The sequence below is a fragment of the Nonomuraea jabiensis genome, assembly GCF_014204795.1.
Classification (GTDB): domain Bacteria; phylum Actinomycetota; class Actinomycetes; order Streptosporangiales; family Streptosporangiaceae; genus Nonomuraea; species Nonomuraea jabiensis.
On record NZ_JACHMB010000001.1, the window covers coordinates 9942562 to 9957466 of the forward strand.

A 14905-nucleotide genomic window follows, 5' to 3' on the forward strand; every position below is an offset into this window, starting at 1 on the left:
GTGCAGACGGGGTCGGCGACCTGGCGACTGTTTCGGATATAACCGAAAGGTGCCGGTAAGGATCGAGGTCACCCCGCAGGATCTGGTGGCCACCAGGTTCGCGATCTCGCCGCTGATCGAGACCATGCACGCGCAGTGGGTGCTGGCGGGCCGGTTGGAGGCGGGCGTGCACGGCCGGTGGGCCGCGCGGTGGCGGGGCACGTACCGGGAGCTCGAACGCGCCCACCCCGTGCTGCGGGCCGCGGCCGCGATCAGCGGCAACCGGCGCGGCACGAACGTCGCCTTCATCGCCCCGCCGCCGACGGCGGTGGACGTGCCGTTCGAGGCGGAGCTGGCCGCCATGCGCGCGACGCCGCTGGAGCAGGCGCACGCGGAGATCGCCGGGGCGCTCGCCGGGCGGCCGGCGGCGGGCGAGGCCAGGGAGCTGCTGGCGGGGCCGCGGGTGGTGGAGCGGTTCGCCGACGCGTACGAGGCGCTCTGGAGGCGGATCCTCTCCCACGACTGGCCGCGCTTCCGCGCGATCCTGCAGCGTGACGTCGCCCATCGGGCGGGACGGCTGGCCGCCTACGGCTGGGCGGCGGCACTGGACGACCTCAGCCCGCAGGTCCACTGGCGGCCCCGGGGGCAGATCGAGGTCGAGCTGACCAGCCTGCACGGGCTGCGCCGGCTCGGCGGCAAGGGGCTGCTCTTCCTGCCGTCGGCGTTCACGACCGCCGTCGGGGCCTACCTGGAGGACGCCTGGCCGTACGCGATGATCTACCCCGCGAGGGGCGCCGCGGCCGCGCCCGCCGCGGCCGACGCCGGCCTGGCGGCCCTGATCGGCCGCAGCCGCGCCCGCATCCTCGCCGAGCTGGCCGAGCCGGCCACCACCACCCAGCTCGCGGCCCTGCTCGGGCAGAGCCTGGGCACCACGGGCGGCCATGTGGCGGCGCTGCGCAGGACGGGCCTGATCGCGGGCACCCGCGTGGGCCGCGGCGTCCTGTACGCGCGCACGGCCCTCGGCGACGCCCTGGTCAACGGCTGAGCACCCCCTCCCACGAAAGAGACAAAAGCCACTAAGCACCCCCCTTCGCCATATTCAGGTAAACCCTACTGATACAGTCGCTTATGTCACGAGTCCAGTGCGAAGCCCCGGCTTGCTGGACGGCAACCCTCCCACCGCGGCGGGGTGCCCCGGGTGATGACATGGTCGTCGAGCTGAACGGTGCTCCTGGCGGCAAGCGCGGATGACGAGTCGTGCTGCCCTGCGCCCTTGGCCGGCCGCTCGAAAGGGAAGGGAAAGATGAAGGGCGGATTCACTCGCCTCGCGGGACTGGGCATGGTGGTCGCGCTGGCGGTCACGGCCTGCGGCGGCGTCGACACGGGCGGATCGTCCAGCACGGGCGGATCGCCGGACGCGGCGAAGCAGGAGCTCACGGTGACCGCGTTCGCGGGGGCGTGGGGCGAGCTGTTCAAGAAGTCGTTCGTGGAGCCGTTCGAACGCGACACCGGCGCCAAGGTGAACCTCGTCTACGGCGCGAACGCCGAATGGCTCACCAAGCTGCGCGCGGCCGGCGGCAAGAACCCGCCGTTCGACGTCATCGCCTTCACGCCGGACGCGTCGCTGCCCGCGGCCTCCGCCGGGCTGCTCCAGCCGCTGGCCACCGACGGGCTGGCGCACTTCAAGGAGCTGGACCCGGTGCTCGCCGGCAAGTCCGCCTACGACGGCAAGCAGTACGGCGTGCCGCTGACCACCGGCTCCACCGGCCTCCTCTACCGCACCGACAAGATCAAGACGCCGCCCGCGGACTGGGCGGACATCTTCGACAAGCAGTACTGCGGCCACGTCGCCCTCCCGCCGCTCACCTACAACCCCGGCCTGGAGTTCTTCTCCGCCCTGGTCACCTCCCAGGGCGGCAGGCTGTCGGATCCGGCCGCCGTGGACAGGGCGTTCGACAAGCTCGCGACGCTGAAGGGCTGCGTGTCCTCCTTCCCCGCCAACGCGGGCAACGCCGCCACCGTCATCGAGAACGGCGACGCCTGGATCATGCCCTTCTGGGACGGGCGCGCCTTCGCCATGGCCCAGGCCGGCTCCCCGATCGGCTTCACCTACCCCAAGTCCGGCCCCGTGGGCGCGCTGACCTCGTACTTCGTCGCCGCGGGGACGCAGAAGAGCGACCTGGCGAACAAGTTCCTCGACCACCTGACGGCCGCGCAGAACCAGAAGCCGTTCGCCGAGGGCACCTGGTACGCCGCGGGCAACGACTCGATCTCCTACAGCGAGCCGTTCGAGCAGAAGGTGAAGCACGGTCCCGACGTCTTCAAGAAGTTCATCTGGGTGGACTACGCGGTCGCCACCCCGAAGCTGAACGAATGGCAGCAGCGGTGGAACCAGATCTTCGGCTGACCCCGGAAGAAGGCGGCGGGCACGTCGAGATCGAGGGGCTCGCCGCCGGGTACGACGGCGCGCGCGTGCTCGACCTGGACCGGCTGTCGATCCGCAAGGGCGAGTTCCTGTCGATCCTCGGGCCCAGCGGCTGCGGCAAGACGACGCTGCTCAACTGCGTCGCCGGGTTCGTCCAGCCCACGGCCGGGCGGATCGTGATCGACGGCTCCGACGTGACCGCGCGGCCCCCGTACCGGCGGGGCCTGGGCATGGTGTTCCAGAACTACGCGCTCTTCCCGCACATGACCGTGGCCGCCAACGTGGCGTACGGGCTGCGCGTGCGCCGGCTCGACCGGCGGGAGCGGGACGAGCGGGTGCGGGAGGCGCTGAGCCTGGTCGGCCTGGAGGGGTACGCCGGGCGGCGGCCCCGGCAGCTGTCCGGCGGGCAGCAGCAGCGCGTCGCCCTCGCCCGCGCCCTGGCCATCCGGCCCGCCGTGCTGCTGCTGGACGAGCCGCTGTCCAACCTGGACGCCAAGCTGCGCAGGGAGATGCGGGTGGAGCTGCGCGCCATCCAGCGGCGCATCGGCACCACCATGGTCTTCGTCACGCACGACCAGGAGGAGGCGCTCGCGCTGTCCGACCGGGTGGCCGTCATGAACGGTGGCCGGGTCGAGCAGCTCGGCACCCCCGACGAGGTCTACCGGCGGCCGGCGACCCGGTTCGTCGCGCAGTTCATCGGCGCGGCCAACGTCCTGGAGGGCACGGTGACCGGCTCGGGCGCGCTCGACTCCGGCGGGATCGTCGTCGAGTGCGGTCCGCTGCCGCTGCGGCCGGGCGGGCGCGCCGTCGTCGCCGTCCGCCCCGAACGCATCCGCCTGGCCACACCGGGCCCTGATGTGAGCGGGCTGGCCGGGACGGTGGGATATCGGGCCTTCGCCGGGGACGCCTGGCACGTGGAGGTGCGGCTGGCCGACGGGCGCACCCTGAGCGTGCAGGTCGCCGACACCGGCGGGGGCGCCGCGGACCCGCCCGGCGCGGGCACGTCCGTGCTCGCGCACTGGGATCCGGCCGACGTCATCCTCCTGGAAACGGAGGCGCGATGACACGCCGCTGGGCGGGCCTGCCGTACGTTCTGCCGCTCGTCGCCTTCCTGGCCGCCCTCTTCCTGATCCCCCTCGTGGGGCTGCTGCGGCTCAGCTTCAGCCCTGTCGGCGCTTTCAACGCGGCGCTGCCCGGGTTCACCTTCCAGCAGTACGCGCGGGTGTTCACCGAGCCGTACTTCTACGGCTCCCTGCTGCAGACCCTGGCCACCGCGCTGCTGGTGGCGGCGCTGTGCGTGGCGCTGGCGTACCCGGCCGCGTACTTCCTGGCCCGCCGGCGCCCCGGCGTGCTGCGGACCCTGCTGTTCGTCATCGTGATCTCGCCGCTGCTGACCAGCGTGGTGGTGCGCACCTACGGATGGGTCGTGCTGCTGTCCGGCAACGGGCTCGTCAACCGGGCGCTCGTCGCCTCCGGGCTGCGTGACCAGCCCGCCCAGCTGCTCACGAGCTATCCGGCCGTCGTGGTCGCGGTGACGCACGTGCTGCTGCCGTTCGCGATCATCCCGCTCACGACGGCGCTCGGCGGGCTGGACCGCAACCTGCACCGGGCCTCGCAGACGCTCGGGGCCGGACCGATCAGGACGTTCCTGCGGGTCACGGTCCCGCTCAGCCTGCCCGGCGCGGTCACCGGCGCCCTCATCGTCTTCGCCCTGGCCATGGGCATCTACATCACGCCGCTGCTGGTCGGCGGGGTGACCCAGCCGCTGACCGGCATCCGCGTCTACGACCAGGTGACGACGGTGTTCGACTACCCGGTGGCGGCGGCGCTGAGCTTCGCGCTGCTCGCGCTGACCGTCGTGGCCACGGGGCTGCTGGCGGGCGTGTTCCGGATCTGGGAGAGGCGCCTTCATGGGTGAGCGGGGCTACGACAGGATCGTGCGGCTGGTGGCCGCGGCCCTGGCGGCGCTGGTGTTCCTGTTCCTGATCGCGCCGCTGGTCGTGCTGGTGACGAGCTCGTTCAACCGGGCGGGCTCGATGGCGTTCCCGCCGTCGGGGCTGTCGCTGCGCTGGTACGCCGAGGTGCTCGGCTCGCCCGACTGGCAGGTGTCGTTCCGGCTGAGCGGCCTGCTGGTGCTCCTGGTGGTGCCGACGAGCGTGGTCATCGGGACGCTGGCGGCGTACGGGCTGACGCAGGGGTCGTTCCCGGGGCGGCGGCTGCTGCAGGGGTTCGCGCTGTCCCCGCTGATGGTTCCGGAGATCATCGTCGCGCTCGGCCTGCTCTACTACTTCCACGGCGTCGGCCTGGTCAACTCGGTGACCGGGCTGTGGCTGGCGCATTCGCTGGTGGCGCTGCCGTTCGTGGTGCGGGCGGTCATGGTGAGCGCGACGCAGCTCGACCCGGCGCTGGAGCGGGCCGCCCTGAGCCTGGGCGCGGGGCGGGTGCGGGTGTTCCTGACCGTGACGCTGCCGCTGCTGCGGCCCGGCATCCTCGCGGGCGCGATCCTCGCCGCGGTCACGTCGCTGGGCGAGGTCGCCGTCACGGCCCTGGTGGCGGGCGCCAACACCACGACGGTGCCGCTGCGCATCTTCTCGGCCGTGCAGTACCAGCTCGACCCGTCGATGGCCGCGGTGTCCACGCTGCTCATGGCGGCGAGCGTGGTGGTGATGGTGGTCGCGGACCGATTCGCTCGCATTTCGGAGGCCCTGTGACGAGCACAGTGACCAGCACAGTGACAAGCACGGGTAGGGCGGCCGCGGCCGGCGCGCGGATCGGCATCGACGTCGGGGGCACGTTCACCGACCTCGTGGCCTCCGTACCGGACCGCGGCCTCGTGGTGCACCACAAGGAGCCGAGCACGCCCGCTGACCCGTCCCTGGCGGTCGCGGACGGGCTGGCGGCCCTTCTCGCCCGCGCGGAGCTGCGGCCGGAGGAGGTCACGGGCCTCGTCCACGGCACCACGATCGGCCTGAACGCCGTCATCCAGCGGCGCGGCGCGCGCATCGCCCTGGTGGTGACCGAGGGCTACCGCGACATCCTGGAGATCGGCCGCAGCCGCATGCCGTCCTCCTTCGACCTGTACGCGGGCAAGGAGGAGCCCCTCGTCCCCCGCAACCTCATCGTCGAGATCGCCGCCCGGCTGGGCCCGCGCGGCGAGCCCGTGGCCGAGCCGGACGCCGCCGAGCTGGACCGCGTCGCCGCGCGGCTGCGGGCCACCGGGGCCGACGCGGCGGCGGTCGTGATCCTGCACGGCTACACCGACCCGGCCTTCGAGGAGGGCGTCGCGGCGGGCCTGCGCGAGCGGCTGCCCTCGTTGCCGGTGACGGCCTCGGCGACCGTGTGGCCCGAGGTCCGCGAGTACGAGCGTGCCCTGGTGGCCTGCATGAACGCCTACATCCAGCCGCTCATGCGCGACTACTTCGCCCGCCTGGAGGGCCGGGTGCGCGGGCTCGGGGTGTCGGCGCCGATCTTCATCAGCGCGTCCAACGGCGGCTCGATGAGCCTGCGCTCGGCCGCGGAACGGCCCGTCGAGACCGTGCTGTCGGGGCCGGCCGCCGGTGTGGCCGCGGCCGCCCGGCTGGGCGCGGGGGCCATCGTCACGTTCGACATGGGCGGGACCAGCAGCGACATCGCCGTGTCCGTGGACGGCTCGCCCGAGCTGGCCACCCACACCACGGTGGGCGGGCTGCCCCTCATCGTGCCGGTCGTGGCCGTGCACGCGATCGGGGCCGGGGGCGGGTCGGTGATCCGGGTGGACGGGCAGGGCGTGCTCAAGGTCGGGCCGGGCAGCGCGGGCGCCGACCCCGGCCCGGCGGCGTACGGCCGGGGCGGCGACCGGCCGACCGTGACGGACTGCTACCTCGCGACCGGGCTGATCGACCCGCGCACGTTCCTCGGCGGCCGGATGCCCCTCGACGCCGGCGCCTCGCTCAAGGCCCTGTCGGGCCTGGCCCCCCACCTCGCCTCCGGAGGCGAGCGCGGGGAGCCCGCCGGCGGCGACGTGGCCGGACCGGACGGGCCGGGTGGCGAGGTGGCCGCGTACCGGGTGGCGGCGTCGGCGTTGCGGGTGGCGACGGCGGGGATGGCGACCGAGCTGCAGAAGATCATGGCGCAGCGCGGGCTCGACCCGCGGCGGTTCGCGCTCGTGCCGTTCGGCGGCGCGGGCCCGACGCACGCCGCCCTGCTCGCCGAGGAGGTCGGGATCGGGCACATCGTGGTCCCGCCGACCGCCGCCACGTTCTGCGCGCTGGGCGCGGCCGGCGCCGACCTGCGCCGCGACTTCGCCCGCAGCCTGCGCCGCCCCCTGGACGCCGCGAGCGCCACCCGCCTGGCGGGCGTGCTCGCCGAGCTGTCCGCCCGGGCCCAGGAGTGGCTGGCCGAGCAGAACGGCGAGGCCAGGCTGCGGGGCCGGCTGTCGTTCGCGGCCGACATGCGTTACTCCGGCCAGGCGTACGAGCTCCGCGTCGACCTCGACCCGGAGCGCCTGGACGCCGAGGCGGTCTCCGAGGCGTTCCACGCCGAGCACGAGCGCCTGTACGGCTTCCGCGACCAGAGCGCGACCATCGAGCTCGGCACCGCCAGGCTCGGCGTGGTCGGCCCGGTGGCCGGCCTGCCGCCCGCCGCCGTCCCCCCGGGCACGGGCGCGCCCCACCCCACGGCCCGCAGGCGGGTCCTGCTGGCCGGCGCCTGGCACGACGCCCACGTCCATGCGCGCGAGTCCCTGGGCGTGGGGGACGCGTTCGACGGCCCGGCGATCGTCGAGCAGGACGACACCACCGTGGTCGTGCCGCCCGGCTGGTCGGCGGACGTGGACGAGGCCGGCAACCTGCACCTGCGCCGGACGGACGGCGCCCACCACCCCCGTCGGAAGGCCTGAACGTGCGGCTCGACCCCGTCACCATGGAGATCGTCGGCAACCGGCTCAGCGCCATGACCGAGGAGATGTGCCTCACCCTGCAGCGCACCAGCCGCTCCCTGTACGTCAAGGAGACCGCCGACTTCTGCTGCGCCTTCGCGGGCCTGGACGGCGGCTTCGTCGCCTACCCGCGCGGCATCGGCGTCTCCGGCTTCGTCGGCCTGAACGTGCTCACCGCCGTGCAGGCGGCCGGCCCGCTGGAGCCCGGCGACGTGATCATCACCAACGACCCGTACCGCTCCGGCGGCCTGGCCACCCACCTGACGGACATCCAGCTCATCGAGCCGTATTTCCACGAGGGCGAGCTGATCGGGTACGGCTGGGCGTTCATCCACTGCTCCGACATCGGCGGCCGGGTGCCGAGCAGCCTGTCGCCGGTCAACGACGAGATCTTCCAGGAGGGCCTGCAGATCCCGCCGGTCAAGCTGGTGCGCGCCGGGGAGCCCAGCCGCGACGTGGAGGCGCTGATCACGGCCAACAGCCGCACCCCCGAGGCGAACCTGGGCGACATCAGGGCCATGCGCGCGGCCCTTCGCACCGGCCGGGAGCGGCTGGCCGGCGTCGTCGCCCAGCACGGCCTGGCCACCGTGCTCGACGCGCAGCGCGACCTGGTCGAGTACACCGCGGGCAAGGCCCGCGCCGCCCTGGCCGGGCTCGGCGACGGCACCCACCGCTTCGTCGACTACCTCGACGACGACGCCGTCTCCAGCCTCCCGGTCCGCCTGTCGGTCACCGCGACGCTGCGAGGGGGCGACCTGCACCTTGACTTCACCGGTACGGATCCGCAGGTGGCCGCGGCGTTCAACATCGCGACCCTGGGCCGGCCGCACGCCTGGATCACCACCAGGGTGCTCGCGCTCATCTGCACCCTCGACCCCGGCATCGCGCTCAACGCGGGCCTCATCGCGCCGATCACCGTCACCACGCCCGAGGGCTCGCTGGTCAACCCCGTGCACCCGGCCGCCGTGGGGGTGCGGCACGCCTCGGCCAACCGCGTCAACGACGCCATCGGCGGCGCGCTCGGGCTGGCCGCCCCGCACGTGCTGCCGGCGGCCTCCAGCGGGCTCGTGGTGCCCGTGGTGGTCGCCGAGCAGCGCGGCGCCGGCCAGAACGTGCAGGTCCTGGAGCCGATGGTGGGCGGTACGGGGGCCCGCGACGGCGCCGACGGGGTGGACGGCCGCGACAGCGGCATCTCCAACCTGTCCAACAACCCGGTGGAGACCGTCGAGACGGAGATCGGGGTCGAGATCCTCAGGTACGGGCTGCGTACCGACTCGGGAGGCGCCGGGCGCTGGCGCGGCGGGTGCGGGCTGGAGCTGACGTTCCGGGTGCGCGGGGAGGGCTCGAAGCTGCTGGCCCGGGGGCTGGAGCGGATGTGCTTCCGCCCGTGGGGCGTGCGCGGCGGCGGTCCGGGCGCGGCCACCGAGCTGATCGTCAATCCGGGCACGGCCCGGGAGCGCAGGCACTTCAAGATCGATGTGCTGCCGCTGGAGCCCGGTGACGTCGTCACGCTGCTGACCTCGGGCGCGGGCGGCTACGGCGACCCGTACACCAGGGATCCGGAGGCGGTCCTGCGGGACGTGGAGCGGGGCGTGGTCTCCCGGGAGGCGGCGGCGCGCGCGTACGGGGTGGTGCTGGCGGAACGGGACGGCGGCCTGGCCGTGGACACCCACGCCACGGCGGACGCCCGCCGCGAGCACCGCCCGGACCGGCTCGGCGCCGTCGGCGGTGACCGCGGACCGGCAGGGCGGGACGCGGTCACGGCCGACGGCGGGCCGGCAGGGCGGGACGCGGTCACGGCCGACGGCGGGCCGGAGCGGCGGGCGTGGGAGTCGGTGTTCGACACCGCCACCGTGGACCGCCTGGTGGCCGCCCTGTTCCGGCTCCCCCGCCCGGCCCGCACCCCGCGCAGGACGGCCCTCTACACCGCGGTCCTGGCCGGGTTGCCGGCCGGCTTCCCCAGGACGCCCCCTACCCCCGAGCAGCGCGACGCGGCCCGCCGTACCCTCATCCAAGAGATCACCGAACTGGAACGGATGCCGGCATGAGCGATCAGGACGCCATCGACGCGATCATGGCCGGGCTCTCGGGCCCGGCGCTCGGCGAGCTCGCCGAGCTCTATCGGGACCTGCACCGGCACCCCGAGCCCGCCTTCGAGGAGAAGCGCACGGCGGGCATCGCCGCCGGGCGGTTGCGGGCGGCCGGGTTCGAGGTCGTCACGGGCCTCGGCGGCACGGGCGTGGCGGGCGTGCTGCGCAACGGCGACGGCCCCACGGTGGCGTTAAGGGCCGACATGGACGCGCTGCCGGTGCTGGAGGCCACGGGCCTGCCGTACGCGAGCACCGCCACCACGCCCGACGGGGTGCCGCTCATGCACGCCTGCGGCCACGACATGCACGTGACGTGCCTGAGCGGCGCGGCGCAGCTGCTGGCGGCCGGCCGGGACCGGTGGCGGGGCACGCTCGTGGCGCTGTTCCAGCCGGCGGAGGAGATCGCGGCCGGGGCGCGGGCCATGCTGGACGACGGGCTGTTCGACCGGATCGGCACCCCCGACGTCGTGCTCGGCCAGCACGTCTTCCCCAACCCGGCCGGGACGCTGCTCATCAGCCCCGGCGAGATCCTGGCCGCGGCCGACAGCATGGAGATCCGGCTGTACGGCCGGGGCGGGCACGGCTCCCAGCCGGAGCGGACCGTCGACCCGGTCGTCCTGGCCGCCTCGACCGTCATGCGCCTGCAGACGGTCGTCTCGCGCGAGGTCTCCCCGTTCGAGCGGGCGGTGCTGACGGTGGCCCAGATCCATGCGGGCCACAAGGAGAACGTCATCCCCGACGAGGCGTCCATCACGGTCAACCTGCGCTCGTTCTCGCCCGAGGTGCGCCGCACCTTGCTGGCGGCCGTCGAGCGGGTGGTCAACGCCGAGGCGGCCGCGTCCGGCGCGCCCCGCCCGCCGGAGATCCGCACGCTCAACGCCTTCCCGCTGACCGTCAACGACGGCGACGCCACGGCCCGGGTGCGCGAGGCGTTCGCCGGCCGGTTCGGCTCCGAGCGGGTGCCGGCCATGGCGCCGCTGATGGGCAGCGAGGACTTCGGCCTGTTCGGCGCCGAGGCGGGCGCGCCGTCGGTCTTCTGGGGGCTCGGCGGCGCCGACCCCGACCTGTACGCCCGCGCCGAGCGGGAGGGCCGGCTGCGCGAGGACGTGCCGGGCAACCACTCGCCCTTCTTCGCGCCCCAGCTCCTGCCCACGCTGCCCACGGGGGTCGAGGCCCTGGTCACCGCCGCCCTGGCCTGGCTGCCGGGCGTGCAGCGGTGAAAGTTTCACGTGCTGACCTGGGCGGACGTCGCCGGGCGGGCGCCTGGCTGGTGCCCGCGTCCGGCCCGATCTAGGGTGACGGTGCCTGTTCGGCGCCGGCCGTACACCTCGTGGACGGGTGCCCCGACCGGTGCCGGAGCGGCATTCCTGGCGCGCCCCCCCACGTGAAAGGGCCCCCGATGGCACCTCGCCACCTCCTCCCGGCGCTGGCGCTCGCCGCCGCGGTCACCCTGGTCTCCGCTCCCGCGCACGCGGACACGTTCCGCACCGCGAGCTCGTCCGGCTGGGGACCCAGCTGGTCGGCCGGTCAGGCGAACGCCGAGGCCAACGCCCGCGCGGAGCTGAACCGGCAGGCCGCCCAGGCGGGCGAGGTCTGCCCGAGCGTGTCGGTCACCTCCTCCCACGTCTACACCGCGCCCGACGGCTCGGCCTACGTCTTCAACGCGACCGCGTCGGGCACCTGCGTTCCGCAGCCTCCGCCGCCGTCGTACCCGGTGCCGCGCTCGGAGACCCGCCAGGGCAGCGGCGCCACCGCCGACGCCGCCATCCAGAACGGCGCCCAGGCGGCCCGGGCGGCGGTGCTCGCGGCCGGCGTCAACTGCGCGAACTGGACGACCACGTCGGCCCTCGTGTGGTCCGCGCCCGGCAGCGTCTGGTACATCTATGACGTCACCGTCTCGGCGAACTGCACCAATTGACGCCGTGTCCCGGCTCCTGACCCTGCTGGCCGGGCTCTGCCTGGCGCTCGCGCTGACACCCGTCGCCCCGGCCGCGGCCGCACCCGTGACCGTGCCGGTCGGCGCCCAGTTCACCGACACCTCGGGCAACCTGCTGCACGCCCACGGCGGCGGAGTGATCAAGGTCGGTTCGTACTACTACTGGTTCGGGGAGAACCGCAACGCCGACGGCACCTTCCGCTACGTCTCCGCCTACCGCTCGGCCGACCTGCGCACCTGGGAGTTCCGCAACCACGTGCTCACCCAGTCCAGCTCCGCCGAGCTGCAGGTCGCCAACATCGAGCGGCCCAAGGTCGTCTACAACGCCGCGACCGGCCGGTTCGTCATGTGGATGCACAAGGAGAACGGCCAGGACTACGGCGAGGCGCGGGCCGCCGTGGCGGTCTCGACCACGGTGGACGGCGCCTACACCTACCTGCGCAGCTTCCGGCCGCTCGGCCACATGTCGCGCGACATCACCGCGTTCGTCGACACCGACGGCACCGGCTACATGATCTCGGCCGCCAACGAGAACTACGACCTGCACGTCTACCGGCTCAGCGCCGACTACACCGACGTGGCCGCGCTGGCGCGCGTGTGGGCCGGCGACCACCGGGAGGCGCCGGCGATGTTCAAGCGCGACGGCGTCTACTTCATGCTGACCTCGGGCGCGACCGGCTGGCAGCCCAACCAGGCCCAGTACGCCACCGCCACCAGCATCACCGGCACGTGGAGCGCCTGGCAGAACGCCGGCGACGCGCAGACGTTCGGCTCCCAGCCGGCTTTCGTGCTGCCGGTGCAGGGCACGTCCGGCACGTCGTACCTGTACCTGGGCGACCGGTGGGCCGGCGCGTGGGGCGGGCCCGTCAACGACTCCCGGTACGTGTGGCTGCCGGTGCAGTTCCCCAGCAACACGTCCATGAGCCTGTCCTACGCGCGCCAGCTCACCATCGACGCGGCCGCCGGCACGATCGCCACCACGGGCACCGGCTACGACCGGCTGGCGGTGCGCCACTCCGGCAAGTGCGCCGACGTGCGCGGCGCCTCCACCGCCAACGCGGCCGCGGTCATCCAGTACGCCTGCGGCGGCGGCACGAACCAGCAGTGGCGCGTCCAGTCGATCAGCGGCGGCTACGTGCAGGTCGTGGCCCGCAATTCCGGCAAGTGCCTGGACGTCAACGGCGCCTCCACCGCCGACGGGGCGGCGCTCCAGCAGTACTCGTGCGGCACCGGCGCCAACCAGCAGTGGACGCTGCAGGACGCGGGCGGCGGCTACGCGCGCCTGGTGGCCAGGCACTCGGGCAAGTGCGCCGACCTGCCCAGCTCCTCGCAGGCCGACGACGTGCAGTTCAAGCAGTATCCCTGCAACGGCGGCCAGAACCAGCAGTTCACCCGCACCCCGCTGTGACCCATTGGAAACCCAAGCCACAGAAGAGCACGTCAAGCACTGGTCAATAGCACGACCCCGCCTCTTTCGGCACAAATCGTGACGTTAGAGTGACGTATTGTGAACGAATCGAAGCGTGTGGAAATCACCTGGCCCAGCCTCGGCATCACCGTGACCGCCGAACTCGACCAGCGCAACCGCGCCCTGGCCCAGTGCCTCTGGGACGCCCTCCCCTACCGCAGCCTGCAGGGGCACGCCCTGGTCGCCGGATATCACCTCTACCACGTCGCACCGGTCCATTCGCTGCTGCACACACCAGCGGAATACAAGGTGGACCGGCGCACCGTGCCCGACGGCACCCTGTTCTGCTCGCGACTACAGCATCTCGGCATCAAGTACGGCGAGCTCACCGAGCCCATGACCGCCACCCCGATCGGCCAGGTCGTCCCGGAGGACCTCGACGCCCTGATCCAGGCCGGCCGCGACGTCTGGCACTCCGTCTACACCACCAAGAAGCCCGTCATCGCCGAAGTACGCCGCCAGGGCCAGCCCAGCGGCCACCAGCTCCCGCGCCTGCCCATCGGCGACCCGCAGCTCAACGAGCTGGTCAAGGACGTGCACGCCGAGACCGAGCGCATCTGGCTGGACCCGCCCCGCGAGCTGCTCGACCTGCACGCGGGCCGCATCCCGTCCGGCGCCGGCAGCTACGAGACGGTCCTGACCACGCTGCTGTTCGTCAACGGCGAGACCCGGCCGCTCGGCTACAGCTGCTACGGCGGCCTCGTCCGCGCCGCCCTCGACGGCATGCCGATGCCGTGGCTGCGCCAGATGACCCGCCAGCTCGCGCACACGCCCGCCGAGTTCCTCGGCTACTGCGGCCTCGACACCCTGTGGGGCTTCACCCAGCGCCTGCTGGACGGGCTCGACCGCCTCGACGACCACGAGGACTTCGTCTCCGTCATGGCCCACATGGCCCTCTACTGCAACTGCCTCGGCGGCTGGAACCTGCACCTGTTCCCATGGGAGGCGGGCGAGCACCTGCGCCGCGAGGAGACGCCCGCATGAGCAGCCCGCGGGTAGTGGTCGTCGGCGGCGGCGTGATCGGCCTGTCGATCGCGTTCCACCTGGCCGAGGCCGGCGTCGACACCACGCTGCTGGAGCGGGACACGCTCGGCTCCGGCGCCTCGCGCGCCACCGCCGACGTGGTCCGCTCCTACTTCGCCGGCAACCCGGTCAGCTCGGCGCTGGCCGTGCGCAGCCTCGAGGCCTACCACGCCTTCCCGACCAGGCCGGGGATCGACCTGCCGCTGCGGCAGGTCGGTTACCTGGTGCTGTTCACCGAGGCCGACCAGGTGACCGCGTTCGAGGCCGACCTGCCCGCCCAGCACGCCGCCGGCGTCGACGTGAACCTGATCAGCGCGCGGGAGGCCCGGGAGCGCAACCCGCTCATCGGGGACTTCCCGCTGGTGGCCGCCGCCTACTCGCCGCAGGCCTACATCTCCGACACCACGGCCATCGTCACCGCCTACGCGCGGGCGGCCGAGCAGGCGGGCGCGACGCTGCGTACCGGCTGCCCGGTCACCGCCATCGACACGCGGGCCGGGCTCGTGCGGACCGCCGCCGGAGACGTCAGCGCCGACGCCATCATCTGCGCCGCCGGCGCCTGGTCGGCCTCGCTCGTCCGCGAGGCCGGCGTGGACCTGCCGCTCACCGAGCCCATCGAGCAGGAGCTGCTCACCACCGACCCGCTCCCGCCGGACACGCCGGACATCCCGGTCACCCTGCATGCCGCCACCGGCCTGCTGGTACGGCTGCGCGGCGACCGGCTGCTCATCGGCATGGGCTACCCGGGGCCCGACCGGGAGGCGTGGCGGCGGCAGGTCGCCGAACGCCTCGCCGCCACGTACCCGAGCCTGGCCGGGCTCGCACTGCACACCGCCGTCACCGGACTGCGCGACGCCAGCCCCGACAAGACCGCCTTCATCGGCCACCATCCCGGACCGCCGGCCTTCCTGTACGCGACCGGCTTCTCCGGGCACGGCCTGTGCAACGCGCCCGCCGCCGGGGAGCTGGTCCGCGACCTGTACCTCGACCAGGACCCCGGCTTCGACGTGACCGCGCTGGCCTTGAGCCCGCGCCGCGCGGGATGACCCAACGACAGACGGACGGGAAG

At 73.6% G+C, this 14905-nt stretch carries 12 protein-coding genes and 1 riboswitch; all 12 genes read left to right on the top strand.

All coding sequences use genetic code 11. From position 1 onward, the window contains the following. Positions 1-49: 49 nt before the first annotated feature. The 12 genes from HD596_RS45515 to HD596_RS45570 all read left to right on the top strand — a co-directional run bounded on the left by HD596_RS45515 (position 50) and on the right by HD596_RS45570 (position 14882). The gene (locus HD596_RS45515; protein WP_313046352.1) at positions 50-1024 is read left to right on the top strand and encodes an ArsR/SmtB family transcription factor; all 975 of its coding nucleotides are present in this window, start codon (positions 50-52) and stop codon (positions 1022-1024) included. Positions 1025-1108: 84 nt separating this feature from the next. Beyond that, positions 1109-1229: riboswitch (SAM riboswitch) on the top strand. A gap of 53 nt (positions 1230-1282) precedes the next feature. Next, positions 1283-2386, top strand: a complete 1104-nt coding sequence (locus HD596_RS45520) for an ABC transporter substrate-binding protein (RefSeq protein WP_185075548.1) — start codon at positions 1283-1285, stop codon at positions 2384-2386. Continuing rightward, a complete protein-coding gene (locus HD596_RS45525; protein ID WP_313046353.1) occupies positions 2365-3468 on the top strand; it encodes an ABC transporter ATP-binding protein in 1104 nt (367 codons plus the stop codon). Before HD596_RS45520 ends, HD596_RS45525 begins: the two co-directional genes overlap by 22 nt. Beyond that, positions 3465-4322 carry an ABC transporter permease gene (locus HD596_RS45530; protein WP_185075550.1) on the top strand — a complete coding sequence of 286 codons (858 nt, stop codon included), beginning with the start codon at positions 3465-3467 and terminating at the stop codon, positions 4320-4322. Before HD596_RS45525 ends, HD596_RS45530 begins: the two co-directional genes overlap by 4 nt. After that, a complete protein-coding gene (locus tag HD596_RS45535; RefSeq protein WP_185075551.1) occupies positions 4315-5115 on the top strand; it encodes an ABC transporter permease in 801 nt (266 codons plus the stop codon). The genes HD596_RS45530 and HD596_RS45535 overlap by 8 nt, the downstream gene beginning before the upstream one ends. Before the next feature lie 20 nt (positions 5116-5135). Next, on the top strand, positions 5136-7280 hold the full coding sequence (locus HD596_RS45540) for a hydantoinase/oxoprolinase family protein (protein ID WP_185075552.1): 2145 nt from the start codon (positions 5136-5138) through the stop codon (positions 7278-7280). Between the two features lie 2 nt (positions 7281-7282). Then, complete coding sequence (locus HD596_RS45545; protein WP_185075553.1) at positions 7283-9367, top strand: hydantoinase B/oxoprolinase family protein; 2085 nt, start codon at positions 7283-7285, stop codon at positions 9365-9367. Then, positions 9364-10629, top strand: a complete 1266-nt coding sequence (locus HD596_RS45550) for an amidohydrolase (RefSeq protein ID WP_185075554.1) — start codon at positions 9364-9366, stop codon at positions 10627-10629. The genes HD596_RS45545 and HD596_RS45550 overlap by 4 nt, the downstream gene beginning before the upstream one ends. Before the next feature lie 179 nt (positions 10630-10808). Continuing rightward, a complete protein-coding gene (locus HD596_RS45555) occupies positions 10809-11327 on the top strand; it encodes a hypothetical protein (protein WP_185075555.1) in 519 nt (172 codons plus the stop codon). A gap of 4 nt (positions 11328-11331) precedes the next feature. Then, positions 11332-12753 carry an RICIN domain-containing protein gene (locus HD596_RS45560; protein WP_221519881.1) on the top strand — a complete coding sequence of 474 codons (1422 nt, stop codon included), beginning with the start codon at positions 11332-11334 and terminating at the stop codon, positions 12751-12753. 99 nt (positions 12754-12852) lie between these two features. Continuing rightward, positions 12853-13797: a cucumopine synthase-related protein gene (locus tag HD596_RS45565; protein ID WP_185075557.1), complete on the top strand. Its 945-nt coding sequence runs from the start codon at positions 12853-12855 to the stop codon at positions 13795-13797. Then, positions 13794-14882: an NAD(P)/FAD-dependent oxidoreductase gene (locus HD596_RS45570; RefSeq protein ID WP_185075558.1), complete on the top strand. Its 1089-nt coding sequence runs from the start codon at positions 13794-13796 to the stop codon at positions 14880-14882. The genes HD596_RS45565 and HD596_RS45570 overlap by 4 nt, the downstream gene beginning before the upstream one ends. Positions 14883-14905: the final 23 nt, after the last annotated feature.

Bases quoted from the DNA above. Each gene is read 5' to 3' on its own strand.
- HD596_RS45520 (WP_185075548.1), top strand. From the start codon at position 1,283: ATGAAGGGCGGATTCACTCGCCTCGCGGGACTGGGCATGGTGGTCGCG.
- HD596_RS45555 (WP_185075555.1), top strand. From the start codon at position 10,809: ATGGCACCTCGCCACCTCCTCCCGGCGCTGGCGCTCGCCGCCGCGGTC.
- HD596_RS45570 (WP_185075558.1), top strand. From the start codon at position 13,794: ATGAGCAGCCCGCGGGTAGTGGTCGTCGGCGGCGGCGTGATCGGCCTG.
- HD596_RS45535 (WP_185075551.1), top strand. From the start codon at position 4,315: ATGGGTGAGCGGGGCTACGACAGGATCGTGCGGCTGGTGGCCGCGGCC.
- HD596_RS45550 (WP_185075554.1), top strand. From the start codon at position 9,364: ATGAGCGATCAGGACGCCATCGACGCGATCATGGCCGGGCTCTCGGGC.
- HD596_RS45530 (WP_185075550.1), top strand. From the start codon at position 3,465: ATGACACGCCGCTGGGCGGGCCTGCCGTACGTTCTGCCGCTCGTCGCC.